21 protein-coding genes and 1 tRNA gene are annotated in these 25,572 nt (G+C 37.6%); 12 read left to right on the forward strand and 10 right to left on the reverse strand.

Annotated features, from left to right (window positions below; all coding sequences use genetic code 11):
* The first annotated feature begins 186 nt into the window (after positions 1-186).
* The gene (locus tag SKC36_RS08620) at positions 187-2,664 is read left to right on the forward strand and encodes a T9SS type A sorting domain-containing protein (protein ID WP_459465615.1); all 2,478 of its coding nucleotides are present in this window, start codon (positions 187-189) and stop codon (positions 2,662-2,664) included.
* A gap of 54 nt (positions 2,665-2,718) precedes the next feature.
* The gene (locus tag SKC36_RS08625) at positions 2,719-3,768 is read left to right on the forward strand and encodes a WD40/YVTN/BNR-like repeat-containing protein (RefSeq protein WP_459453981.1); all 1,050 of its coding nucleotides are present in this window, start codon (positions 2,719-2,721) and stop codon (positions 3,766-3,768) included.
* Here the strand turns inward: SKC36_RS08625 and der are convergent.
* A complete protein-coding gene (gene der, locus SKC36_RS08630) occupies positions 3,748-5,070 on the reverse strand; it encodes a ribosome biogenesis GTPase Der (protein WP_459465616.1) in 1,323 nt (440 codons plus the stop codon). The genes SKC36_RS08625 and der overlap by 21 nt on opposite strands.
* Before the next feature lie 10 nt (positions 5,071-5,080).
* Positions 5,081-5,983 carry a GTPase Era gene (gene era, locus SKC36_RS08635; protein ID WP_459453979.1) on the reverse strand — a complete coding sequence of 301 codons (903 nt, stop codon included), beginning with the start codon at positions 5,981-5,983 and terminating at the stop codon, positions 5,081-5,083.
* 97 nt (positions 5,984-6,080) lie between these two features.
* Here era and SKC36_RS08640 point away from each other — a divergent pair.
* The 3 genes from SKC36_RS08640 to SKC36_RS08650 all read left to right on the forward strand — a co-directional run bounded on the left by SKC36_RS08640 (position 6,081) and on the right by SKC36_RS08650 (position 8,720).
* Positions 6,081-6,153, forward strand: a tRNA-Met gene (locus SKC36_RS08640).
* Positions 6,154-7,054: 901 nt separating this feature from the next.
* On the forward strand, positions 7,055-7,273 hold the full coding sequence (locus tag SKC36_RS08645) for a helix-turn-helix transcriptional regulator (protein WP_459465617.1): 219 nt from the start codon (positions 7,055-7,057) through the stop codon (positions 7,271-7,273).
* A gap of 1,132 nt (positions 7,274-8,405) precedes the next feature.
* Positions 8,406-8,720: a LytR/AlgR family response regulator transcription factor gene (locus tag SKC36_RS08650; protein WP_459453977.1), complete on the forward strand. Its 315-nt coding sequence runs from the start codon at positions 8,406-8,408 to the stop codon at positions 8,718-8,720.
* 51 nt (positions 8,721-8,771) lie between these two features.
* Here SKC36_RS08650 and SKC36_RS08655 read toward each other — a convergent pair whose 3' ends face one another.
* From SKC36_RS08655 to atpD, 6 genes are all read right to left on the reverse strand, one after another.
* Positions 8,772-9,671, reverse strand: a complete 900-nt coding sequence (locus tag SKC36_RS08655) for an OmpA/MotB family protein (protein WP_459453976.1) — start codon at positions 9,669-9,671, stop codon at positions 8,772-8,774.
* A 102-nt stretch (positions 9,672-9,773) separates the two neighbouring features.
* Positions 9,774-11,564 (reverse strand): acyl-CoA dehydrogenase family protein, encoded by a 1,791-nt coding sequence (locus SKC36_RS08660; protein WP_459453975.1) that lies wholly within the window; start codon positions 11,562-11,564, stop codon positions 9,774-9,776.
* Between the two features lie 61 nt (positions 11,565-11,625).
* Positions 11,626-12,084 (reverse strand): MarR family winged helix-turn-helix transcriptional regulator, encoded by a 459-nt coding sequence (locus SKC36_RS08665; protein ID WP_459453974.1) that lies wholly within the window; start codon positions 12,082-12,084, stop codon positions 11,626-11,628.
* A gap of 103 nt (positions 12,085-12,187) precedes the next feature.
* Positions 12,188-12,724, reverse strand: a complete 537-nt coding sequence (locus SKC36_RS08670; protein ID WP_459453973.1) for a hypothetical protein — start codon at positions 12,722-12,724, stop codon at positions 12,188-12,190.
* Positions 12,725-12,728: 4 nt separating this feature from the next.
* Positions 12,729-12,959: a F0F1 ATP synthase subunit epsilon gene (locus SKC36_RS08675; RefSeq protein WP_109324192.1), complete on the reverse strand. Its 231-nt coding sequence runs from the start codon at positions 12,957-12,959 to the stop codon at positions 12,729-12,731.
* 9 nt (positions 12,960-12,968) lie between these two features.
* Entirely contained in the window at positions 12,969-14,486 is a 1,518-nt protein-coding gene (gene atpD, locus SKC36_RS08680) for a F0F1 ATP synthase subunit beta (protein ID WP_459453972.1), read from the reverse strand.
* A gap of 216 nt (positions 14,487-14,702) precedes the next feature.
* On the opposite strand from atpD, the gene SKC36_RS08685 reads away from it, so the two are divergent.
* Together SKC36_RS08685 and rpsJ are read left to right on the forward strand one after the other, a co-directional pair.
* Positions 14,703-16,910 (forward strand): tetratricopeptide repeat protein, encoded by a 2,208-nt coding sequence (locus tag SKC36_RS08685; protein ID WP_459465618.1) that lies wholly within the window; start codon positions 14,703-14,705, stop codon positions 16,908-16,910.
* Positions 16,911-17,139: 229 nt separating this feature from the next.
* On the forward strand, positions 17,140-17,445 hold the full coding sequence (gene rpsJ, locus SKC36_RS08690) for a 30S ribosomal protein S10 (RefSeq protein WP_130895342.1): 306 nt from the start codon (positions 17,140-17,142) through the stop codon (positions 17,443-17,445).
* 111 nt (positions 17,446-17,556) lie between these two features.
* Here rpsJ and SKC36_RS08695 read toward each other — a convergent pair whose 3' ends face one another.
* On the reverse strand, positions 17,557-18,333 hold the full coding sequence (locus SKC36_RS08695; RefSeq protein ID WP_459465619.1) for a glycosyltransferase family 2 protein: 777 nt from the start codon (positions 18,331-18,333) through the stop codon (positions 17,557-17,559).
* A 223-nt stretch (positions 18,334-18,556) separates the two neighbouring features.
* Between SKC36_RS08695 and rpmH the strand changes: the two genes are divergently transcribed.
* Genes rpmH through SKC36_RS08720 form a run of 5 tightly spaced genes read left to right on the forward strand, consistent with a single transcriptional unit; the run spans position 18,557 to position 22,035 of the window.
* Positions 18,557-18,712, forward strand: coding sequence for a 50S ribosomal protein L34 (rpmH, locus tag SKC36_RS08700; protein WP_109324196.1), 156 nt, complete (start codon positions 18,557-18,559; stop codon positions 18,710-18,712).
* A 60-nt stretch (positions 18,713-18,772) separates the two neighbouring features.
* Positions 18,773-19,177, forward strand: coding sequence for a ribonuclease P protein component (gene rnpA, locus SKC36_RS08705; protein WP_459453969.1), 405 nt, complete (start codon positions 18,773-18,775; stop codon positions 19,175-19,177).
* The gene (locus SKC36_RS08710; RefSeq protein WP_459453968.1) at positions 19,158-20,828 is read left to right on the forward strand and encodes a S41 family peptidase; all 1,671 of its coding nucleotides are present in this window, start codon (positions 19,158-19,160) and stop codon (positions 20,826-20,828) included. Before rnpA ends, SKC36_RS08710 begins: the two co-directional genes overlap by 20 nt.
* Before the next feature lie 2 nt (positions 20,829-20,830).
* A complete protein-coding gene (gene tsaB, locus SKC36_RS08715) occupies positions 20,831-21,526 on the forward strand; it encodes a tRNA (adenosine(37)-N6)-threonylcarbamoyltransferase complex dimerization subunit type 1 TsaB (protein ID WP_459453967.1) in 696 nt (231 codons plus the stop codon).
* A complete protein-coding gene (locus SKC36_RS08720; protein WP_459453966.1) occupies positions 21,526-22,035 on the forward strand; it encodes a DUF2480 family protein in 510 nt (169 codons plus the stop codon). The genes tsaB and SKC36_RS08720 overlap by 1 nt, the downstream gene beginning before the upstream one ends.
* 117 nt (positions 22,036-22,152) lie before the next feature.
* Here SKC36_RS08720 and SKC36_RS08725 read toward each other — a convergent pair whose 3' ends face one another.
* A complete protein-coding gene (locus SKC36_RS08725) occupies positions 22,153-25,446 on the reverse strand; it encodes an Asp23/Gls24 family envelope stress response protein (protein WP_459453965.1) in 3,294 nt (1,097 codons plus the stop codon).
* Between the last annotated feature and the right edge of the window lie 126 nt (positions 25,447-25,572).

A 25,572-nucleotide genomic window follows, 5' to 3' on the forward strand; every position in this document is an offset into this window, starting at 1 on the left:
AAATAAGCAATATTTAAGCTATGCCTACAGAAAGCTAACAGAATATTCGCCTTTTAAAATTTAATTGTTGTTTTCTGTGCCATTTAATAAATTTCTTGCCCTACATAAGATATTTTTAATTAATTTAGTGCCTAATTCAATAGGTAGCTTTATTGTTTAATTAATCTACTCAAACTCGTTCTTAACATGATGAACAAATTCTTCAAATTCAATTTATCCGCCATTCTAGTTTTCTTGATGGCTTATTCTGCCTCAGCTCAACTTATTAATGGAAAACTAGGTGATCAAACTACACTAGTTAAAAACGGAGAAGCTAAGGCACTTGTAGCATCTGGTTGCCCAGCAGGTACTTATTTCGATTGGGGCTTTTACAAAAATGAGCCTAATGGTGGTGGTGTTACTTATTTCCCAATGGCTGATTGGGATGCTGCCTATTCAGGAAATGGAGTAGCTGATAATAACGTAACAGCGCTTGCTTTAACTTTGGACAATAAACCAGGTGGTAATATTCCTCCATACGTATATGAATTAAAATGTGTCACTACTTTAGGTGGTAGTACCATTGCTCCTGGAACAATGGCTTCCAAGGTAACCATCCAAGTAGTAGATCCTGCAACTTATGCTCCAGCACTTTCTATGTTAGCCGGTAGTATTGTTTGCGGAGATATTAACGATCCAAATTCAGGTTCCATTTCATTAAGAGCCTCTGGTTGTCCAGATGGTACTTTATGGTATTTACCTGTTAACAATAAGACAGTTGAAATTGCTAATTGGGATGCCATTAAAATTTCTGGAACAGACTACATTACTGGTCGTTACAGTGTTAGTTGCATCATCAATTATTCAGATAATGTTGCAGCATTAGGTTCTGGAACTAATATTCCTAAAAAGGAATATTCTAGAGCGGCTGGATACGATGTTAAAAAAGGATATGCTGTTCCAACGGTATTCGTAAACAGTGTAAATAGTTTATTACCTGACAATGATACCAAAGAGGTTTGTCAAGGAACTTTAGTGGACTTAGGTATATACACGAATCCACAAAGAAACAATACCTTAAATTTTAATCAATATAACCAATACTTTGAATTCCAATGGTTTGGAAAAGATGAGTACAAGCCTTCAGATAATTTTGGCGCCGATAGATTTGGTGCAACAGGTTTCACTTCAGGTGTTTTAACAGCCAAGGCCGAGAAAAAATCAGTTTTATACTACGTAAAAATGACTGATAGAGCTGGTGTATGTGGTTCTAAAGAATCAAACCAAGTTCGTATTACTTATGTCGAATTGCCAAAACCAGGCCCTATCACTGGAAACCTAGGTTATTGCATCGAAGGTTCTACTAGTTTGAAAGTTGACTCTGCTTCCTTAGTACGTAATGAAGGTTATTTATGGGCTGCTAACAAAACGCCGACCAAGCCATCTAAATTCCGTTGGTATGTAGATGGAGTAGAAACTGCTTCATTGGGTAATTTATCAAGCATCATTTTCAAACAAAATGCGAAAGTGAAAGTGGACTATGTATCTAACTACAATTGCCCATCTCCTGCTTCAGATGAAGTAACTGTTAAAAACTTTGACAAGCCAGTAACGCCAACTATCACGGCATTGAAACCAGCGAATGGTTCATTGGTTACTGCTTCTACAGTCGGTTTCTGCGAAGGAACTCCAGTGGCAGGTCAATTACAAGCTTCTTCTTTACCAAATGGTGAAGTTACTAAATGGGAATGGAGCAATGCTTTAACAAGCAGCTTGATTGATTACAACAAAGTAGGTTTCTATACTGTTAAAACCATCAACGCGAATGGTTGTTATTCTGAGTCATCTGCTCCAGTTGAAGTTAAAGTGTTAGCTCTTCCAGCTGCTCCGACTATCACAGCTGGTGGTGCCACTACTTTCTGCGCCAGAAAAGATGATGACTATAGTGCATTCAACGCGGTAACCTTAACAGCTTCTACTTCTAACAGTATTGTTAACTGGTATGGTAATGCGAATGCATCTTTATCTACTTTGAAAGTATTTGAAGGAATTAGAACTTCAGATACCTATTACACTAGAGCAACGGATATTTACGGATGTATCTCTCCTGCTTCAAACAAGATTAAAGTAAGTGTTCAACAAAATCCTGTGGCTAGCGATGCAAGAATTCTTAAAGAAGGAGTTTACACATTAAAAGCTTTAAATTTCCCTGCAACAGTAACAGGTGGAACAGCTAGTGAATATGAGTGGAAATTCGGAACCACCGCACTTCCTTCAAAAAGCTACATTACGAAAGTGAAAACAAATGGAGATTACAGTGTTAGAAGAAAGTATTTGTATGCCATCGATGGTTTCCCATTAACTTGCTACACAGACTTCACTAAATATTCTTACACATTAGATCCAGAGTTTAACGGTGTTGCTATCTTCCCTAACCCAGTGACTAAGCCAGATGTTGAAGGTGTTAACATTCAAATCTTAGATGACTGGACTAATGCAGTGGTTACTTTATATGATATGGTGGGCCGTCCAGTATATACAGGAAAAATTGCCTCTATCAATGCAGCAAACCCTGAGCCAACCAATATCCTTAAATTACCTGGATTAGGAAACGGTATTTACATTGTAACCATCACTGCTGACAACAGCAAATCTTATACAGGTAAAATTATCGTAAGTAAATAAGCTATTAACTTATATTAGAAGCCTCTCGTTTACTCGAGAGGCTTTTTTTATGCCATGAAACTACATACACTCCTTCTAGCATTTTGCTTGTTTCAAGCACCTTCCATCCAAGCACAATGGACTAATATCCTATTAGAAACAAAGGCTTCATTCCGTGCAATTCGAAGTCAGAAAGATCAAATATGGATTGGAGGAACACAAGGTACTGTTGTGTATTCTTTAGATGCTGGTAAAACTTGGCAAGAGACAAAAATTGCTGGGGCAGAAAAACTTGATTTTAGGGACTTAGCTATAGTCAATCAAGAAAAAATAATTTTAATGAGTGCTGGACCAGCTGAAAAAGGAGCAGCAAAACTATTCATTAGTAAGGATCAAGGGCAAACCTGGAATCTACTCTTTGAGAAAAAAACAGGACCCTACTTTTTTGATGCAATAGCTTGGAATCAAAAAAAACAAGAAGGAGTATTGTTATCTGACCCCATTCAAGGACAATTCCCCCTATTTAGAATTAAAGCGAAAGAAGACCGCGTAGAAGAAATTAAGATAAAAGAATTTCCAAGCCTATTACCGCGTGAAGCTGCCTTCGCTGCCAGTGGGTCATCCTTACTCTGGGTACTAGGTAAATTGAATTTGGTAACAGGGGGCGCATCACATGCTAGAATCATCCAAAGTGACGATGAAACATTTACACAATTTTTGGATAGACACCATAGTACGCCAGCAGATAGTAGCAGTGGTTTTTTTTCCATTGGAGCTAGAAATAAATTGAATTATTGGGTAGTAGGCGGAAACTACTTACAATTAAATGAAAACAAAATCGGGATTTTAGAAACAAATAATGGTGGCTTAACCTGGGAGAAAATAGCAGAATTTCCGAAATTCTATATGGAAAAGGTTCTTTGGACAGGTAAATATTGGGTGGTGATAGGTCCATCCCAAAGTGCAGCATACCACCCAAAAACAAAAAAGTGGATATCGCTTGGCGAAACCCACTTTCATAATGTAATACTCCACAAAAAACACTTATTTGCTGTAGGATCTAAAGGCACATTGGCCACTCTTTCCTTAGCAGAATTAGACCAATTATTTCTTTCTAAAAAATAGAGAAATTGGAGTACCTTCTAATTTAAATGCCTTACGCATTTGATTCTCCAAATATCGCTCATAACTCTCCTTAATATATTGAGGCAAGTTACAGAAGAAAATAAAGGTTGGGTAAGGTGTTGATACTTGAGTACAATACTTGATTTTGATGTACTTACCTTTCCAAGCTGGAGGGGGATAATTGTTGATAACTTCCAACATCACATCATTCAATTTAGAAGTTGAAATTTTCTGAGAACGGTTCTCAAATACTTCTAACATTTTTTCTACCACCTGGAAAATACGTTTCTTTTCCATCACAGAAGTAAATATGACTGGCATGTAATTAATAGGTGCTAAACGCTCCTTAATCGCGTTTTCCAGTTTAATGGCTGTATTCGTATCCTTGGCTACCAAATCCCACTTATTCACCATCAAAACTATACCCTTCTTGGCTTTATCTGCCATACTGATGATATTCATATCTTGGGCTTCTAAACCCGTATTGAAATCAATGGTCGTGGCATCAACTAAAATAATAGCTAAATCGCATTCCTCCATGGCCTTGATGGAACGAAGAACAGAATAATATTCAATATTATCGTCAATCTTAGCTTTTCTGCGAATACCAGCTGTATCAGTAATGATGAAATCCTTACCATATAAAGTATAACGATTCTGAATGGCATCACGGGTAGTTCCGGCTAAATCCGTTACAATGGAGCGCTCCCGTCCAAGCAAGGCATTTAAGAAGGATGATTTACCAACATTGGGTCTACCTAAAATAGCCACACGAGGTACACCCGCTTCTGGGTTTTCAACACCTTCCTCTTTAAAGTGAGAAACCATCAAATCCAACATATCCCCTGTTCCACTTCCGCTTTCCGCAGCTATGGCATAAGGGTCGCCTAGACCTAATTCATAAAATTCCGCGGCAACAAAAGCCTTATCATGCGTATCGGCTTTATTGGCTACAATAATCACGGGCTTTTTTGATTTTCTTAAAACTTTGGCAAAGTCTTTATCCAAATCCGTTAATCCAACTTGACAATCTACTACGAATAAAAGCACATCGGCTTCTTCCATAGCCATTTCTACTTGCTCACGAATGGCTCCTTCAAACATATCTTCAGAACCATGTACATAACCTCCTGTATCTATTACCGTAAAAAACTTACCAGTCCATTGACCATAGCCATAATGGCGATCCCGAGTAACCCCGGACACATTGTCCATGATGGCCTTTTTTTGTTCAATCAATCGATTAAATAAGGTCGACTTTCCTACATTGGGACGCCCAACGATTGCTACTATATTTGACATGTTATTAAAATTAATCGAGCGAATACCCGAATGAACGCAATTTATCAGCCTTTGCACGCCAATCTGGCTCCACTTTGATAAATTGCTCTAAAAATACTTTTTTACCAAAAAATTTCTCCAAATCTTGTCGGGCTTCTATACCTACTTTTTTGATACTTTCTCCCTTATGCCCTATTAAAATGGCACGCTGTGAGACGCGTTCTACATAAATCTCGGTGGCGATTCGTAAAATAGTAGGTTCGTCTTTAAAAGAAGTAACTACTACCTCACAAGAATAAGGAATCTCCTTCTTGTAATTCATGAATATCTTTTCTCGGATAATCTCCGAAGCAAAAAACTTTTCAGGCTTATCTGTTAATTCCTCTGGATCAAAAAATGGAGGATGAACAGGTAACTGAGCAACTATATGTTCAAAAATTTGATCTAAATGCACCGCTTCTAAGGCAGAAATGGGCAAAATAGGTTTATTAGGGAATATTTGTTGCCAATAATCCAACCGTTCCTGAAGCTTTTCAGTTCCGACTAAATCAATTTTATTTAATAATACGAGAATGGGGGTATCTGTATGATCCTTCCAATTCGTCAAAAATTCCAAATCTTCATAATCATCAAATACATCTGTCACATATAAAACTACGTCTGCATCCTCTAAAGAACTTTTCACAAACTGCATCATGGATTTATGCAATTCGTATTTGGGCATCAATACCCCTGGAGTATCTGAATAAACAATTTGGTAGGGTGTTCCTTCATAAACACCGTTGAGCATACCCAGTATACGGTGCCGAGTGGTTTGGGCCTTAGAACTAACAATGGACAGACGCTCACCCACAAGGGCATTCATTAGTGTACTTTTACCGACATTCGGTTTACCAATGATGCTAATAAAACCCGATTTGTGAGGAGATGTCATAAGAAAAAAATCATTTCCTATTCATAGGAATGAATATTAAAATACAAAGATACTTGTTTTTCTCGACAAAACCCTGCATCTTTGCACTCCGATATATCGCGGGGTGGAGCAGTTGGTAGCTCGTTGGGCTCATAACCCAAAGGTCGTCAGTTCGAGTCTGGCCCCCGCTACAGAAGAGGACAAATCATAGTTACTTGGTTTGTCCTCATTTTTTTACCCTCACAACTCGTTTAAATAGAAGAACTTAGTAACCTGAAATTGTTAATATTTCAAGTTAGAGAACTATGATTTTTCTTGTCAAAATAGATACCTCCCGGAAATAAAGTTTCATGTAGTTTTTATTTGTCTTTGATTGTACACAAATCCCATATATTGACCATATTTTGAAGGTTTTTACAAACATTTGAGATGGTTTCTTCTTGGTTAGATAATGTCGGCATTAGATAGTTCCAATTCCACGCTCAAAAAGACAAACAAAATTGTTTTCAAACAGGCATTATTAACCCTTTAAATTTGTAACTAATAATAATCTTTTTGTATAGTTTGTTTTACATTATGTAATTTTTAATATACATTTACTGTGTACTTAAAAAAACATAATGGGAACAACTCTTTTATTTCACAATCGTTTTAAGAAAATCGGTTGGATATTAATTCTTATTTCAATTGGATTTCAATTATATCCAATGATTTTCAAGAAATACTTGATTACAAGGTATGTCTATGTACCGGTTCTTTTTAGTAACTACATGTTCAAAAATTTCCGGGAGACATTTTCTATTCATCCCCATGATATTGATTTAACAGTATTCTTGACCTTGTCAATATTGGGATGTTTATTGGTCATATTTTCAAAGGAAAAAATTGAAGATGAATTAGTGTCAAATATTCGACTGACTTCATTGATTTGGTCAGTACTTATTAGTTATATGTTATTTTTAATTTTAACAATGACCATTTATGGAACAACATATTTACTGGTCTGTATATTTAACATTTACACAATACCGCTGGTGTATTTAATTAGATTTAACTTCTTACTATATAAAAATTCATTTTACACACGAACTGATGAACAATAAGATAAAGATAGAGAGGGCGGTGAATAATATTACTCAAGACCAATTGGCACAATTGGTTTCAGTAACAAGACAAACCATCAACGCGATTGAACTTAAGAAGTTTGTTCCATCAACGGTTTTAGCTCTAAAAATTTGTAAAGTATTTAATAAACCTGTTGAAGAAGTCTTTTTCCTTGAAGATGAGGATTTCCCAACACAAATAAACTAAAATGAAAAAACAAACATTAAATTCCGGTGTCGCATCAGTGCTCTTGATGTTATTTTGTTTGACAACCAACGTTAAGTCGTATGGTCAAACATTTCAAAAAATTGAATGGAAAAGGGTACATCCTTCTCAATCAAGGATAAAATACGCTATTTCCAAAGGACGGAAAATTGTCTTTAATCGTGTCAATGGTGTTAAATCCTTACCGGACAAATTGAAAAGATTTCAATAGTATCAAGTTGTCACCTCTTCAAGTATATTGTGAAGCTGGTACAAATCAGACAAAATTGAGTTAGAGATTTGTAACGTACAAACTACAAGTAAAAAGCGAACCTAAATGGTTTGCTTTTTTATTTTCGGTGACTTCGAGAACCTCAGTCACCGAAAAAGATTATGAACGTAATGACAAAAACCAGTACCTGAGGTGCTCGAAGGCACCGGAAAAACCACAGGAGCTGTGACAAAAACAGGTGACTTCGAGAACCTCAGTCACCGAAAAAGATTATGAAAGTAATGACAAAAACCAGTACCTGAGGTACTCGAAGACACAGCGAAAACCTCAAGAACCTTGACAAAAATAGGTGCCTGAGGTACTCGAAGGCAGCGGAAAAATCAATTACTATCCTCCCTATCTCAAAGGCGTTTTCAAGTTCTTGAAGATGTTAGACTACCTTATTTTCCAATCGAGAAAACTCATCAAAAATTAAAATTTTCATCTCTTTGCAAAATTTAAATATAATGTAGTCTATTTTGAAAGAATAAAGTACTTAGCAAATGTATAGGTGACTTCGAGAACCTCAGTCACCGAAAAAGATTATGAAAGTAATGACAAAAACCAGTACCAGAGGTACTCGAATGCACAGCAAAAACCTCAAGAACCTTGACAAAAACAAGTGACTTCGAGAACCTCAGTCACCGAAAAAGATTATGAAAGTAATGACAAAAACCAGTACCTGAGGTACTCGAAGGCACCGGAAAAACCTTACATCCCTAATAAAATAAAATTTATTGAGCATGAGAGAATCTAAAATTCAATAACCATTTAAATTGAATACTTACCGCTAGATAAATGCAGGACAGAAATTTACTGTTTGTTAAGTACATTTACACTACCTATTTTAACTATAATCAACCTATGAAAAAAGACATTAAATTGCCGAGCATAGACCAATGCCCGGTAGAGGACATTGTGTTCATCGAAGGGAAAGGAAATTACAGTATCGTATTCCTTAAAAACAAAAAACAAATCACCATTGCCAAAACTTTAAAGAAATTTGAATCTCAATTACGTATGAACCCTTTTTTGCGGGCACATAAATCATACCTAGTGAATAAAGAGAATATTTCAAGTCAAAATTTTCAAGGCACTAACACCTTGACAACAGTTTTAGGCAACGAAATTCCCGTTTCTAGACGAAAGCTAGACTTAGTTAAAAAACATTTCGAATAAAAAAAGGGCCTCAATTGAGGCCCTTTTCTATGATAGTGTCTTATAATCTGATTACTTTCCAGAAGGAGGAGCTAACAAATTAAAGAATTGATCTAACTTAGGAGTAACGATGATCTCCGTACGACGGTTCATCTTACGTCCAGACTTACTCTTATTTTCTGCTTGTGGTTCAAACTCGCCACGTCCACCTGCCGTCATACGCTCAGGATCTACAGAGAATTTAGTTTGCAACAAACGAACAACCGAAGTAGCACGCTTAGCACTTAAATCCCAGTTATCTTTGATACAATCTGTAGAGATAGGTACACTATCTGTATGGCCTTCTACTAAGATATCTAAATCCTTATGATCGTTCACCACTTTAGCAACTTTAGCTAAAACTGCCTCAGCCTTTGTGTTAATAACGGCGCTACCTGAAGCAAACATTAACTTGTCTGAAATCGAGATATAAACTACACCTTTTTTAACTTCTACTGTTACATCTTCATCATTCACATCAGCTAAAGAACGTTTCAAATTCATTACTAATGATAAATTGATTGAATCTTTGCGTTGGATCGTCGAATTCAAGTCTTTGATGTATTTCCCCTGCTCATTCAAGGCATCTAATGACTTACGAATACTTTCAGCACCTGATTTATTGATCACTGACAAATCAGATAAACGATCTAACAAATTGGTATTTGTTCTTTTCATGTAATCTAATTGCTCCTGCAAGTTCTTCAATGAAGCTGTTCTTGCTTCTAACTCCGCATCTCTCTTTTTAATTTCAGCTTGTAAACTAGCTGTTAAAGATTGACAATCAGCAAGATCTGCTCTTGATTTTGCAAGCGATTGGTCACTACTAGCCTGTAGCTCAGTTAAACGTGATTGCAAATCAGCAATTTTCTTTTTGCTTGCACAAGAGAAGAAAAACGGCATCAGAGCGATTACTAAAAGTAATTTTTTCATAATGATGATTCGGTTTGGGGGTTAATGACTCAATGTTTAAAAAATAATTGCCACAAAAGTATGAATCTAATCGCTAAAACTTATCCTTATTTTTATTTTTTTTTAAAAAATATAGCCCATTTTTAGAATAGCAGCCTCTGCGATTTTACGTCTAGCCTCCTTTAAATTTTTTGGATCAATTTTTGTAAATCGCTTCAATCCCATTAACATAACGTTTAACTCATCTCCGCTGGCAAAACCTGTAATTACCTCTTTACCATGGTGGTGAATTTTGTCTACTGCTTCATGTAAATAAACAAGGGCACATTCTTTAGCAATTTCATTGGCTGCTTCGCCATTTTGTTGAATTAATTTGTCTACTCTAACTAAAACTGACTCAGCAACATAAATTTCTATCATCATGTCGGCTAGTGACATCAGGATTTCTTGCTCTTTTTCAATCTCAGTAGTATACTTCTGCAAGGCTCCTCCTGCGGACATCAATAAGGCCTTTTTCAAATTGGCAATCACCTTATACTCCTTACCAAATACACCCTCTGGAACTGAGGTTGAGAAATCTGGCACACCCAATATCTCCTTCCCTACGGCCATAGCTGCCGTCATAATATCCAACTCCCCTTTCATTGCGCGTTTAATGACGGTACCGACTGCTAACAAACGGTTAATCTCATTGGTACCTTCAAAAATTCGATTGATTCTGGAATCCCTGTAGGCTCTATCCATAGGGGCCTCGGCAGAAAATCCCATTCCTCCATATATTTGAACACCTTCATCTACTGAATAATCTAAGGTTTCAGAGCCATGTACCTTTAACAAGGCACATTCAATGGCAAACTGCTCCACCCCTTTTAGTTTGGCTTCTGAATCATTCATTCCTGAGGCCTTTAATTCAGCAATGGTATCATCAATATTTTGCCCAACACGGTAGCAGGCAGATTCACTAGCGTAATTCTTAATAATCATTTCCGCTATCTTATACTTGATAGCTCCAAATTGATGCAATGATTGGCCAAATTGCTTACGGTCGTTAGCATATTGCACAGCTTGATCAATAACACGCTTTCCTGCACCAATAACTGCAGCGGCTAATTTAATCCGACCTATATTCAAGATATTAACAGCTATCTTAAAGCCTCCTTCTCTTTTGTAAAGTAGATTCTCCACTGGGACAGGACAATCATTGAAGAAAATTTGTCTTGTTGAACTACCCTTGATACCCATTTTACGTTCCTCCTCGTTCATGGTAATACCACCAAAACTTTTTTCCACTAAGAAGGCTGTCAAATTCTTATCATCCCCAATTTTGGCAAAAACAATGAATACATCGGCAAAGCCACCATTAGTAATCCACATTTTTTGACCTGTGATCAGATAATGTTTTCCGTCTTCCGATAACACGGCTTTCGACTTCGCCGCATTTGCATCTGAGCCTGAATCAGGTTCCGTTAAGCAATAGGCTGCTTTCCACTCACCCGAGGCTAATTTTGGTAAATAGTGCTGTTTTTGTTCTTCTGTACCATAATATAAAATAGGAAGGGTACCAATCCCCGTATGAGCGGATAAAGCTACAGCAAAAGAATGACCAGAACCACATGCCTCCGCTACCAACATGGACGTATTAAAATCCATTCCAAATCCACCATATTCTTCTGGTACCGAAGTTCCAAGTAAACCTAAACTTCCAGCCTTATCCATCATATCTACCATGACAGAACTATCTTTGGCACCATCCATTTCTTCCAAACGAGGTTGGATCTCCGTTTTGATAAAGTCAATACAGGTCTGACCAATCATCTTCTGCTCCTCTGAAAACTCTTCAGGAATAAATAATTCCTCAGGCAAGAGTGGGCGAATTAAAAACTCTCCCCCTTTCATTGTTTTGTTCGTAGACATGGTATTTGAATTTTATTGTTGATGAAATGTAATGCTTTTCAATGTTTGTTGATGCGTGTAATTATACCTTTTGATTTAGCGCTTGAAGAATTTCTGTTGCATCTTCATCCAAGAACTGATTAATCGATTGTATTACCTTGAAGAACTCTTGAGCCTGTTCGGCACCAATTCGCTCAAATAATTTTTCATTAAATAAAATAACCCCCTGTTTCGCCACATCCCTTTTTTTCTTACCTAGGTCTGTCAAGAATATCTTTACAACGCGCTTGTCAGCATAATTAGTCTCTCGCCTTATCCATTTTTTATCTTCCAAGGTTTTCAACATACGGGTTAGACTTCTGGCTTCCAATCCTAAAGCCGGAGCAATTTTGGTAGCTGGAGTGCCATCCTTGTCAATATGCAGTAATACATAACCAATAGCCATGGACATGTCAAATTGAGCGGCGTATGTATTATACATGCGACTGATGGCATACCAGGCTGATTTAATTTGAAAATCAAATGTACTTTCTGCTTTCATAGTAAAAATCTTATTTAGTATGCTTGCATACCATTACGTAAAAATGAAACAAAAAAAAATAGGATGCAAGCATCCTATTTTCAAAATTCCTAAATATTTATGATTATCTCACACGATTACCGCGCATTCTTTTGCTATTCACCTTTAAACCGGAGAAAGAAGACTTCATAATCATCAAACGAACTTTCTTTTTGTTATAGAGTAAGTACTTATTTCCATCGTAACTCAAGCGAGAAAAAGTTGGACTTCCTGTATCATCAACCAATTGGTAATAATATTCTCCTCTTTCACCAACCACTGGTCCGAAATGCAAACTTTTTTCTTCGCCAGCTCCTGCTTCAAAGGAAATTAATAAGCGATCATTTGCCTGTTTTACCAAAACACCAGGAGTTTGTTGTTCTAATGTCACGCGATTGATCGACTTACCATTGATTAATATAATCTTACCAGATTTGACATTGGCATCAGAGGCATTCAACTCTCTTTCCAGAAAAAGGGCATTGTCATTATAAAACTGAATCTTCTCTAAAGGAAGTTGGTTTTCTTTGATCAAAGTCATCAAAGAACCAGTCAAATAAGCTTGTTGTGAACAACTACTTAAAAGGACTACAGCAAAAAATACAATGGCTAAGTTTTTCATGGAATTAATTAACGCCTTCTGCAAGGATAAGCACTTTATTATTTAATACTTCCACAACTCCTCCCTCAATTTCAAATGATTCTTTGTCGGCCGTTAGTAAGCCTTTTTTCAAAGTACTAACTAAAGCTGCGTGATCATTCAAAATTTGAAAGGAACCATTAACGCCAGGCAAAGTAACCACAGAAGCTTCTGCGGAAAACACTTTACGGTCGGGTGTAATAATTTCTACAAACATATCTATTTTTTATTTTGCAGCTTCTGCCAACAATCTTTCACCTTTTTCTATGGCATCTTCTATGCTACCTACTAAGTTGAACGCTGCCTCAGGCAAGTGATCGTAAGTACCGTCGATGATGGCATTGAAACCTTTGATGGTATCGTTGATGTCTACCAAAACGCCTTTTAAGCCTGTAAATTGTTCAGCCACGAAAAATGGTTGAGACAAGAAACGTTGAACACGACGAGCACGAGATACTACTAATTTATCTTCTTCCGATAATTCATCCAATCCAAGGATAGCAATGATATCTTGTAACTCTTTGTAACGTTGCAAAATTTCTTTAACACGTTGAGCTGTATTATAATGCGCAGCTCCTAAAACCTCCGCAGAAAGAATACGTGAAGAAGAATCCAATGGATCCACCGCTGGATAAATACCTAACTCCGCAATTTTACGCGAAAGTACGGTGGTAGCATCTAAGTGAGCAAAGGTTGTTGCCGGAGCCGGGTCAGTCAAGTCATCCGCAGGTACATAAACCGCCTGAACTGAAGTAATAGATCCACGTTTTGTAGATGTAATACGCTCTTGCATCGCTCCCATCTCTGTTGCCAAAGTTGGCTGATAACCTACCGCTGAAGGCATACGACCTAACAAGGCTGATACCTCAGAACCCGCTTGAGTAAAACGGAAGATGTTGTCAATGAAGAATAAGATATCACGACCTTGACCTTCTCCATCACCATCACGGAAGTGTTCTGCAACTGTCAAACCTGACAAAGCCACACGAGCACGTGCTCCTGGAGGTTCGTTCATTTGACCAAACACTAAGGTTGCTTGTGATTTAACTAATTCGTTTTCATCCACTTTCGTCAAATCCCACTCACCAGCTTCCATCGCGTGCTTAAACTCCTCACCATATTTAATAACGCCAGATTCAATCATCTCACGTAATAAGTCATTTCCTTCACGAGTACGCTCTCCAACTCCTGCAAATACTGACAAACCTTCGTATGCCTTCGCAATGTTGTTGATCAACTCCATGATCAATACTGTTTTACCTACACCGGCACCACCAAACAAACCAATTTTACCTCCTTTTACGTATGGAGCTAATAAATCGATTACTTTGATACCTGTAAATAAAACTTCTGTAGTAGTAGCTAACTCGTCAAATTTCGGAGCAGAACGGTGAATGGGTAATCCACCAGCTGATTTTGGCTGAGTAATACCATCAATGGCTTCTCCAACTACATTAAACAAACGGCCCTTAATTCCATCACCCGTTGGCATTGTCATCGGTGTTCCTTTGTCAATTACCTCTTGTCCACGTTGAAGTCCTTCCGTACCTTCCATCGCAATGGTTCTTACTCGATCTTCTCCTAAGTGTTGTTGAACTTCTAAGATAAGTTCCTGACCATTGGTTTTGGTAACAGAAAGTGCATTTAGGATAGCTGGTAAGTGAGAGCCTTCACCTTCAAAGCTTACATCGACTACGGGGCCAATTACCTGAGCTACTTTTCCTTTATTAACTGCGTTTGCCATTTGAAAAATAAATTTGTTAGCTTAAAAACTAAGAATTGTTATTGAATCGAATGCTATAAACATTCGGATTGCAAAATTAGTCGGTAAATTCCAATTAGCAAAACCGAAGTTTGTATTTTTTTGCTATTTTTTGTCGATATCTGCCCTTTTCTTTGAATGAATTAAAGTTTATGCAGAAATTTACGTTATGTAGCCACTGTCTATTTTTTCCAATTCATGAAACAACGAACTGATCATATACCTACTATTTGGTTTATCTTTTCCACCCTACTTAGCACCATTTGCCTAGGAATATACATTTGGGGCGGAATGGAGGCCTTGGACTGGGAGGAAGTCAGTGAATTAATCCCTCAAACAGTTTCGTTATTCCCAGAATCACGAGAACCCATATCCTCTACGATTTTTTTGGTTCGCCAACATTATTATGTTCAAACCATAGCCCCTAATTTTTGGCCAATGGTCATAGGGGGCCTCATGGCTATGCTGGGTTTGGCCTGGCTGGGACAATTCATTCAAGTCTGGTCAAAAGTTTCATGGCGACAAATCCTATTGGGGCTATTTCTGTGGGTGGGTATCTTGTTTTTGAGAAATTCGAATTTGGAAATTGGGGCATGGCTTAGCTTTTTTCATAGCCCTTGGATCTGCCTAGCATTCGTGTCCATGGCATTGCTTACCGTATTATCTAGTTCAGCAATCCCATCATTTCTTCTAGAAATTTCTCATAGTCCCGATAAAAAATCTAGCCAAAAGAAATTTACTGGATTTATGTTGTTCTATGGCATTAACCTCATTTTGAGCATGGGGAATTTATGGGGCATGTGGACTTCCACCTTGTATGTCCCAGCCTTCATCATCTTTGAAATCAGTATGGCGCTGGGCATGTTTCGAATCCTTCGATATGAATCACCCTTAAATCAGAAATTATTTGGCGCGCTATTTTTACTAAGTCATTCGGTTTTAATTCCAATTTTATGGAATAATAATGAAGTCGGGATTCGGGCCATAGAGAGTTGGACCCTGATGACCCATCTTTCCATGGCAATACTTTACCCTGTTTTTTTATGGACTAATTTCAAAGAGCCCATTCAAAATAATTTGCCCATTTATAAGGTGGTACACAAGGCCCATTTTATCCCGATTTATTTAATTCAAATCGGGGTGTTTATCCTTTGCGTATCCTGGGTATTTGCCCGTCAAGGCACAGCCTGGCATCAGGTAGTTGCTGCTTATTACAATGAGCAAGGTGATGTGGAACATTTTGTTGGCGATCGTTTTTTGGAAGAATTGGCCTATAAAAATTCTATGATACATAGTAAGCTCAATCAAAAAAGCAATTTGAGTTTGGCACGTATTTCTCAAGCTGCTGGTGATACGGAAAAACAAGCCTATTATTTGCAGACCAGTCAAATAAGACATCCCAGAGAGAAAAGTTTTGTTGCCTTGGCCAATATTTATGGCAATGAAAATCAATGGTTTGAATCCCTATTTACGCTCAAAAAAGCATACCAACTATTTCCCCAGAGCTCTCAAATCGCAACGCAGCTCAGTCGGGTTTATGAGCAAATCAAACAAATTGATTCCGCAGCATATTACTTGGTTTTAGCCAAAGAATTAGCCCCCAAAAACAGCATAAATTGGACCAACCTGATGTATTTTGATGTACGCCATGGAAGCAAATTAGCTAGCAAGGAAGATTTAGAAAGTTGGTCTTTAAGTCGTGATCATGCAGTCCAGAGCAATTTACTTGCACGTTTTTGGAATAATAAAAAAGAACTACCTGCAAATTTTGCTCAGGATACAAAGGAAGCCCAATTGGATGTTCGAGATTTTGCCTTACTATTCAATGCTAGCCTATTTTTTCAAGGCAGATCTTTGGTTTACCCCATTCAGAATTATCTCAAAGACCCCCAGTGGCTACAAAAATTTCCTGAAATAGCCTTCTTGGATGCTTGGCAAGACTATTACCATCAACACCCATTGAGAGCCCTAAACAAATTGGATTTACTCATGCAGAAAGAAAATGATATCAAGGCGCAAGAATATCGATTTATTCTTTCTCATTGGAAAAAACAACTTTTAGAAGTAAAAGCTAAAGTCAAATTAAATAATGTATCACAAGCCCTTGCTGCTATTCAATCTTATCCATTTAGTTTAGGGATTTTGCAACAAGCCTTGCCCTTGCTTCACCAATCCAATAAGCATCAAGAGGCATATCAGGCAACTTTGGCGGCCATCCAGTGGAATGAAGATCGAGCTGAGTTCTATCCACTTTATATCTTAGAGGCATTCCAACAAGGAGAAATAAGCTATGCAGAAGAGGCTATGAATCAATTGAAAAAATTAGATCCTATCTTATACCAAAGCCATGCAACTGCTTTTGTACAAGCGAAAGAAAAGGCCCTAAAAAGACAGAAATTCAACTAGAGATGAGAGATTAGTTTAAGGGATTAGTGTTGAGGGATTAGTGATTAGCTAGTAAAGCCATTTTTCAATCAAGTCATAACATGGCAAGTCATTTAACAAAATACCTGACAACTAATCGCTTACCAGTTCTTGGCTAGTTTAGAAAATTGACTTACCTTTGCATCTAACTAGTATGGGAAACGGAGTAAATGGTTCTTTCGCTTCCTATTCACTTAATGAACCAAACAATATGAATCAAAAAATTCGCATCAAGTTGAAATCTTTCGACCATTCATTGGTTGACAAGTCAGCTGAAAAAATCGTTAAGGCGGTTAAAGCCACAGGAGCAGTTGTTTCTGGCCCTATCCCACTTCCTACTAAGATTGAGAAATTCACTGTTTTGCGTTCACCACACGTGAACAAAAAAGCGCGTGAGCAATTCCAATTATGCACTTACAAGCGTTTAATTGACATTTTCTCTTCTTCAGCTAAGACTGTGGACGCGTTGATGAAATTGGAATTACCATCAGGAGTTGATGTTGAAATCAAAGTTTAATGATTTCAGATTCCGAAAAAAAGGTCTTTATAGCAATATGAAGACCTTTTTTTATGGTCAAAATAGACTAAAAGTTCACTGAATTTTCAAAAGCAATACGCTTATGAAAGCCTATACTGGCCTTCTTGCTTTTTTCTCCGAATTAAATAATTGAAATATCTTACGAACGGGCTTAAGGAACAAAGTAAAAAAGTAAGGTTGAAGTCCATTATCTTTCCATGCTTGACGATCTTCTAGATTAGCCACCAAACGATGTTTCCAAGAAGCCGTACTCGTGCCTCCATTTCGCATGGTCATCAAGGTTTTTGGCAAGTAAGCTGCCGTTTTTTTTGCTTTATATAAGGCTCTCAGCATCCAATCATAATCCCCAGCGCATGTAAAATCGGTTCTAAATGACCCAATTTCATCATACACTGATTTTTTAGCATAAAAGGATAAATGAGGAGGCATCCAGCCCCACAACCAATTATTGCGTTGGTATTCACCGGCTGACCAAAAACGAACCAACGCCCCGCTGATTGGATCTACGAATTGAATATCTCCATAAACAGTATCGGTTCCTTTTTCTTCAAAACAATTGACCACAGAAGAAATAACATCCTTGCTTGGATAAAAATCATCTGCACCAATCATACCTACAATATCACCTGTTATTCGATCTATTCCTTTATTCATGGCATCATAAATCCCATGATCTTTTTCCGAGATATAGTGAATCCTTCCTTCGTATTCCTTGAGAATGGACAGGCTTTCATCTTTTGAACCTCCATCAATCACCCAATATTCTACATTAGGATAATCCTGTGCCAAGACACTCTCGATGGTTTGTCGGAGAGTAGCAGCAGATTGATAACAAACAGTAATGATGGAAACCTTGGGTAAATGCATAGATTTCACAAAGATATAGATTGTCGAATGAAATTGGGAATAATTACGAGCATATGGTCCTTGGGGTAGGATTACTAAAACCAAATGAAAAATTAATTGGGCTTAAATCCCCCGCTAAAAAACTCTTTCTATTTTTTTATACTTAGGGCTTTGTTAAAAATATTTTTTTTGTACCTTTGCAAACCCAATTCGAATCAGTTTCGAATATTTAAATGTTAAAGAAATGAAAAGAACTTTTCAACCTTCGGTTAAAAAAAGAAAAAATAAGCACGGATTCCGTGAGCGTATGTCTACAGCTAATGGTCGTCGTGTGTTAACAGCACGTCGCGCTAAAGGTCGTCACAAACTTTCAGTTTCTGACGAGAAGAGAGGAAAATAAGCCTTAGATCTTAGGAAAGAAGATTTCGGGTTAACTTAGTTGTACAACAAGTTTTATGCCGTGAAGTTTACTTTTCAAAAATCCGAGCGACTTACGCAAGTCAAAATCATAGATTCACTATTCCAAAAGGATAGTCAAATCGTAGCACAACGGTTTGTCTATCCTTTTCGAGTTTTATATCAATTCGGCCCTCAGCCATTGGAATTTCCTCAAATTCTCATTTCGGTACCCAAACGGAAATTCAAAAAAGCGGTAGATAGAAATCTCATCAAGAGAAGAATACGGGAAGCATATCGCCTAAATAAAGGATTTCATATAGGAGAAGGCAAAGAGAAATTGCCAGATTTTCTGGCTTTTGTTTATATTGCTTCTACAATTGAGTCTTTTGAAAAGATCAATAAAAAAATGCAACAAGTCTTGCAAGAATTTAGCAATACCAAAAAAGATGCCACAGAAATCGCCTAAGACCATCAAAAAATGGCTCATCGCCTCTCTTTCAGGAATCAGTATACTTGGCGTTTTAGCATTAAATTCCCCGGGAGATCGATTCTTTGAGATTGCTAAAAATCTAGATATATATGCTTCTGTATTCAAGGAGTTAAATAAGTTTTATGTCGATGAAGTTAATCCCAATCAAGCCGTTAAAACTTCCATTGATGCCTTATTGAAAAGTTTTGACCCATATACCGTTTTTTATCCGGAAGATGAGCTAGAAGATTTCTTAACCATGACCACTGGTAAATATCAGGGAATTGGAATTGTTTTGGCTGAAATCAATGATACTTACCGCATTTCATTCATTGAAGAAAACAGCCCTGCCTTAAAAGCAGGTTTGGGAATAGGCGACCAAATTATTTCTGTGAATGGTATAGCCCTATCTGATAAACCGGAAGCAGATCCATCTAAGTTATTGCGTGGACAAGCTGGAACTAAAATAGTGGTTAAGGTTATAAAAAATGGGCAAAGCATTCCGCAAGAAATTAATATTAATCGGGAAACTGTTCAAATTAAAAATGTAGTCTATTCGGGAATCATTCAACCTGGAGTAGGTTATATATTATTAGAGGATTTTAATGCCTCTGCAGCCAAAGAATTAAAAAATGCCTTGCAAAGTTTGAAACAAGCGGGCATGAAGAAATTAATTTTAGACTTAAGGGAAAATCCGGGGGGGCTTTTGACCCAAGCAGTGGACATTTGCAATCTTTTTCTTCCAAAAGACTCAGAGGTTGTTTCCACACGAGGGAAAGTTGAAGAGTGGAACAAAACTTATAATGCACTAAATCCTAGCACTGAACCAGATTTACCCTTAATTATTCTAATTAATAATCATTCTGCTTCTGCTTCGGAAATTGTGGCTGGCGTGATGCAGGATTACGACCGAGCTGTATTAATTGGTCAAAAAAGTTTTGGGAAAGGGCTTGTTCAAGTAACCCGCGATTTGCCTTTCCGTACCAAAATGAAAATAACAACGGCAAAATATTACATTCCAAGCGGTCGCTGTATTCAAGCCATTGATTATCAACATCGAAATCCAGATGGTAGTGCGGTTGCACTCAAAGATTCCAATAGTAAAACTTTTTATACCAAAAATCGCCGTAAAGTGGTTGATGGTGGAGGGATTACGCCTGATATTACGGTAGAAAGGATCAGTACATCACCCTTCACCAATGCGCTACAAAAGCAACATATGATTTTCTTGTATGCATGTTTTTTTCGTAGTACTCACCCGAGTATTCCGCCTGCCAAGGATTTCAGCTTGAATTCCACAGATTATCAAGCCTTTTGTGCTTGGTTAAAAAAACAAAATTTCAAATTTGAAAGCCAGATTGAAAAGCAGTTTCATGTCATAAGTGAATTAGCTAAAAAGGACAAATCCTATGCGAGCATGGAACCAGCTCTACAAAACTTCAGAAGGGAATGGGCCTCTAATATAGATCGGGAATTGACAGCCTATCAATCAGATATTAGCACCCTTTTGGAACAAGAAATTGTCCAGCATTATTACCTTCAAAAAGGGATAAATGAGTGGTCATTTTCTAAAGACCCTTCCATTCGGGAAGCTTTAAAATTATTTGAACAGAGTAATCGTTTTCAATCGATTTTGGCCGGAAAATAAGTATGAACTTGATTCTCAGTATTGAAACCTCCACTCCAACTTGTTCTGTTGCTATTCATCAAAACGGGGAATTAATTGCTCAAAAATTAATTGTAGAAGAGGGAGGGCATTCTAAGCAATTAACTGTCTTAATCGAATCTTTGCTACAAGAAAATGGATTCACCCTATCCCAATTATCTTGTTTAGCCGTTTCTGTGGGGCCAGGATCCTATACGGGCTTACGCATCGGTTTAGCAACTGCCAAGGGATTATGTTTTGGCTTAGATTTACCCTTAATTGCACTACCTACATTAAAAATATTGGCTGAAGGTTTCAGAATGTCTAAAAAGAAACAGCCGCATGTAAGACTTTTGCCCATGCTAGATGCCCGCCGAATGGAGGTTTATGCAGCTTGTTATGAATGGGAAAATTTAGAAGAAATTCAAGCCTCCAAAGCTGTCATTCTTGATGAACAGTCATTTGCGGAATTACAAGGTTCTCCTTTGCTTGCCTTCGGTAATGGGGCTGAAAAATGGCGAAATATATCTCAGCACCCCGATATTGAATTTGAAATTGATCCAATGTTTCCTGAAGCACAATATATGGGAAAGTTGGCATATCAGGCATTTTTGAACAAAAACTTCCAAGATTTAGTTATTCTTGAACCCGATTATTTGAAAGAATTCATGGGTACACAGCCTAGAAACAAAGCATTATAATGGAAGAAGAAATTGTTAACCGAGTAAAACAAAGCGGTCTAATTCAATTGGATTTGGAAGAAATGCGTGTTCCGGGAGAACGAGTATTTCTGGACATTAAGTCGCAGTTATTCATGGAACTCGTATTAAAGGAAAAAGACTTCCGAAGCTTTTTAGCAGAACATGATTGGGCCTTTTACCAAGACAAACATGTAGCTGTGGGATGCAGTAATGATGCCATTATTCCTACTTGGGCATTCATGTTATTAAGCATTCACTTGAGTCCATATGCTAAAACGATTGTTTTCGGCACCCTAGAAGATTTAGAAAAAACATTGTTCAAACAATGTATCGATGAATTGCCCACAGAAGATTTAGAGGGAGCACGTGTCGTTATCAAAGGATGCTCCAAAGAATCCGTTCCAACGGACGCTTATGTGCAGATTTCCCAGAAACTACAACCGATTGTAAAAAGCTTATTCTTTGGTGAACCATGTAGTACAGTTCCTTTATTTAAGAAGAAACAATAACTAATACCGGGAATTCACACCAAAATTTTGATTATCAAGTTGTTGGACAATAAGAACAAAATCTCATTCGTTTTGACAACGCTGTCAAGGTTTGGAACCTTGCCAGCGTTAGGCAACTTATTTTAATTTTTGCTTAATCTTCTCCATATACTGCAATACCTTTTGTTGATAATATGGTAAAAGGTCTACCGGCACATTTTGGAATAGATCCCTATTCTCCTTTTGTTTTTTGAGGAATGGAATTAAATTGGGTGGAGGATTTTCTTTCCATTTTTGTAAGGCCGTCTTCGATTCTCTTTTGGGATCTTCACCTTGTTCTTTTAAGGCTTTTTCAGCTTCCATAAGCCTTGGGAGCATTTGATCTTGTCGCTGTTGGAATGAATTATTCAGGCGCTTATTCACTAAATCTGATTCATTTTTGTCCATATCTTTGATTAAATCCGATAAAGATTTTTGTAATCCTTGATTTCCTGGCTGACCTTGTAATTCATTTAACTTTTGTTCCATTTCTTGTCGGATCTGCGCTTGCTCCTCAGCCATTTTAATCAATTCCTCATTCGTGATCATCATGGGCTGAGAGCCCATTTTTCTTGCCTTTTGATTTAATTGCTGTTGCCTTTGCCCCCAATTCCCTTTTGAATTTCCTTTGGACTTACCCTTTTTACCCGATTTTGCTTGGGCCGCTTGGTCTTGTACTTGCCGTAACAAATCGGAAAGTAAAACCGCTAATTGGTTGGTTGCGGCCATAGCTTCTTGCTGCCTTACTGGAACAATATCCCACTTACGTTCTTTCATCATGCGGGAAGCTTCTTGCATCCTCTGTTTCATGTTGGCCGTTTCCTTGGTAATAGTTTGGGACAAAGGCATCAGTTTTTTCCCTAATGAAATCAAACTATCTTCCAAAATATGGGCCATCTCTCCCAATTTATTTTGTTCTTGAGCTATTTGTCTTACCGCTACATCGCCTGCAGGAATCTTTTTATAGGCCTTCATAATTCGCTCCTGATCAAAAGAAAGTTGTAATAAATCCTCCATCAACAACCGAAGCTGTGCTAAATTCAAAGCCACTTCCATGGATTCTTGCTGCTCCTGCTGTTCTTCTAATTTTTTAGCCAATTTTTTCATTTTCTCCGCAGCTTTCTTCTGATTTGTTTGGGCTTGCTTCGACTGCTTATTCTTCAGATTCTCCTCGGCATTTTCTAAATTCTCTTCCATTTCCTCTTGCAGCTTCTCCTCCTTATCCAAATCTTGTTCTCCAGGGATTTCCTTTTTTTCTTTGGCAATTTCATCCAACTTTTTCCTTTCCTCTTCCACCTCCTTATTTAGTGCCTCTTGCTGCTTGGCTAAATCTTGTTCGTTTTTATCTTGGTTTTTCTCACTTAATGCCTCTTGTTTTTTAGCTAATTCATTCCATCGTGAAATAGATTCATCCAACATCTTTTCCACTTTTAATTCTTGATAGAATTGTTGCAAACGCTCCAATTCACGCTCCATGTTTTTCCCTTGGTTCCGCATTTGATCCAAGTGTTTTTGCCAAAGAGTAGCCGACTCTTTTTCCCAATTTTTCAAAAGTGCATCTCTGCGTTTTTCCATTTCAGGATCCCACAGTTGAGAAATCATTTTCTGCAAATTTTCCATCTTTTTCATCCAAGCAGGGTCCACTTGTTGAAAACTCATTTGCTGTCCCATCCACTGTTCTTGCATCTTTTTCAGCTCTTCTATGGTCTTTTTTAATGCCGTCTCTTTGTCTAGGACTTCTTGTAAAGCTTTCAAATCAACCTCTTTGCCCAGCTGTACTCGCTTGGTCAGTTCATTGATTTCTTGCTTCATATTTTGGGCTTTTTGCAAGGAATTTAATACCTGCTTTTCGGCCAAATCCGCCTGCTGATCCATTTTCTTTTCCAGTCGCTTTACATCAGGAAATTCCCAAATCTGTAAGCCGGTTTGAGTCCATTTAGGCCCATGAAGGCCATCTTGATCTGACACTTCTACTCGATATTGTACCTGATCTCCTGGCTGTAATCCCAATGAATCTAAGCGCCAAATGTATTCTACCTCCAATCTTTTAGCCCCTGATTGCATGGGTATCCATTTCACCTTTTTAGCAGACAAGCTAGACGCATCTTTCTTTTTTATTTGATATGACAATCGCATTTGACCTAAAGCATAATCATCCTCGACCAATGCATTCAGCACCCTAAAACGGTAATACAGTGTATCTTCCAACCATTGGGTTTCTAGCCTAGGTTTCTGGTCAAAAATAACCTCAATAGGTTGCATGACACTTTTTTGTATTGGCATTTGAGCATTCTGAGCAACAATTTGATAGCTGCTATTTTGATTAATCGTCTTGGTTAATTGATAAATCGTCTTTAAAAAATTAGGCTCAGCCCACTCTACTTTCGCTTGGTTTTGAAATTGTATGCCTAAATTTTGGGCACTTTCAGAGGTCATCTCCCAAGTCACCTTTGTGCCTTCAGGTATTTTTAATGGGATTGCCTGATGAATGGTTTCTTTGGCCTTTTTTAAATACGGTGGATAAATCAAATGAATGGTCATTTCTTTTAATCCTGGACGATGAACAACAGGCAATAACTGAGGCTCTGAAAAATAGCCTCCTGCCTCAAATTGAAACCATTTTTCTACTTGAACTGGGGGAATAACTCCTCTAAATTGATGTGGCTTTTCCGTAGGATTCAAAGGAATTCGCTCGCCATCCCAATGTAAAAACAAATCACTCGGCAAATTTTTCCCTCTTAATTCCACCAAAAATTCGGTGTTTTCACCAGCAACGGCTTGAAATGGTTTATTAATCAGGACAAAATCAAAAGGTAATTCTTTCGGATAATGAAATGAGTAGTTCCAAATTCGTAAACTCGGCTTTCTAAATAAATTAGGGAAAGTAATTTGCCCCATTCCCAACAGGGCAAAAAGTCCTAAAAACAAGAAAAATGATTTCTTCAACTCGGATAATTGAATGAATTCTTCCCAGCGATATTGTTGCAAAAAGGCTTGTTTTTCTTCAATTGCTGCTTGCCACAATTCCATGGAATGATCGGGTACCTGGTTTTGGAGCTGAAGGACATTAATTAATGCATCAGCATGCTCCTTGGGTAAAAATTGACCCAAACTTATGGCAAGTCGATAGTAATCTTTTTGAGCCAAAGGCCGAAACAAATCCCAAAGGGGTATTCGAACAAAAAACAGAAAAATACCTAGAGATCCGACAAAAAATGCATACAAAAATATCCCCCTAATGGTAGAAGAAAACCAAGCTACATATTCGAGCAAAATCAAGAAAATAGCTAAGCTCAAAATCCAAATAGCAGCCAGAATTAATGCTCTCCACAACTCCTTTCGCGAAAGTTGTTGGTGGTATTTTCGTAATTGAATTTGAAGCGGATTGGACACGGGTTTTGTAATCAGTGCTAGTCAGAACTTGAAAATACAAATTTTCGCACGCATACCATTCATGTGATGAACAAAATAAAATTGTCCATGAGTTTCTATTTTGGTATTTTTGAAGAATATTGACTC

This window comes from Aquirufa sp. OSTEICH-129A, from assembly GCF_054558355.1.

Coding starts and splice junctions, on each gene's coding strand:
- SKC36_RS08620 (WP_459465615.1), top strand. CDS start 187: ATGATGAACAAATTCTTCAAATTCAATTTATCCGCCATTCTAGTTTTC.
- SKC36_RS08625 (WP_459453981.1), top strand. CDS start 2,719: ATGAAACTACATACACTCCTTCTAGCATTTTGCTTGTTTCAAGCACCT.
- der (WP_459465616.1), bottom strand. CDS start 5,070: ATGTCAAATATAGTAGCAATCGTTGGGCGTCCCAATGTAGGAAAGTCG.
- era (WP_459453979.1), bottom strand. CDS start 5,983: ATGACATCTCCTCACAAATCGGGTTTTATTAGCATCATTGGTAAACCG.
- SKC36_RS08645 (WP_459465617.1), top strand. CDS start 7,055: ATGAACAATAAGATAAAGATAGAGAGGGCGGTGAATAATATTACTCAA.
- SKC36_RS08650 (WP_459453977.1), top strand. CDS start 8,406: ATGAAAAAAGACATTAAATTGCCGAGCATAGACCAATGCCCGGTAGAG.
- SKC36_RS08655 (WP_459453976.1), bottom strand. CDS start 9,671: ATGAAAAAATTACTTTTAGTAATCGCTCTGATGCCGTTTTTCTTCTCT.
- SKC36_RS08660 (WP_459453975.1), bottom strand. CDS start 11,564: ATGTCTACGAACAAAACAATGAAAGGGGGAGAGTTTTTAATTCGCCCA.
- SKC36_RS08665 (WP_459453974.1), bottom strand. CDS start 12,084: ATGAAAGCAGAAAGTACATTTGATTTTCAAATTAAATCAGCCTGGTAT.
- SKC36_RS08670 (WP_459453973.1), bottom strand. CDS start 12,724: ATGAAAAACTTAGCCATTGTATTTTTTGCTGTAGTCCTTTTAAGTAGT.
- SKC36_RS08675 (WP_109324192.1), bottom strand. CDS start 12,959: ATGTTTGTAGAAATTATTACACCCGACCGTAAAGTGTTTTCCGCAGAA.
- atpD (WP_459453972.1), bottom strand. CDS start 14,486: ATGGCAAACGCAGTTAATAAAGGAAAAGTAGCTCAGGTAATTGGCCCC.
- SKC36_RS08685 (WP_459465618.1), top strand. CDS start 14,703: ATGAAACAACGAACTGATCATATACCTACTATTTGGTTTATCTTTTCC.
- rpsJ (WP_130895342.1), top strand. CDS start 17,140: ATGAATCAAAAAATTCGCATCAAGTTGAAATCTTTCGACCATTCATTG.
- SKC36_RS08695 (WP_459465619.1), bottom strand. CDS start 18,333: ATGCATTTACCCAAGGTTTCCATCATTACTGTTTGTTATCAATCTGCT.
- rpmH (WP_109324196.1), top strand. CDS start 18,557: ATGAAAAGAACTTTTCAACCTTCGGTTAAAAAAAGAAAAAATAAGCAC.
- SKC36_RS08710 (WP_459453968.1), top strand. CDS start 19,158: ATGCCACAGAAATCGCCTAAGACCATCAAAAAATGGCTCATCGCCTCT.
- tsaB (WP_459453967.1), top strand. CDS start 20,831: ATGAACTTGATTCTCAGTATTGAAACCTCCACTCCAACTTGTTCTGTT.
- SKC36_RS08720 (WP_459453966.1), top strand. CDS start 21,526: ATGGAAGAAGAAATTGTTAACCGAGTAAAACAAAGCGGTCTAATTCAA.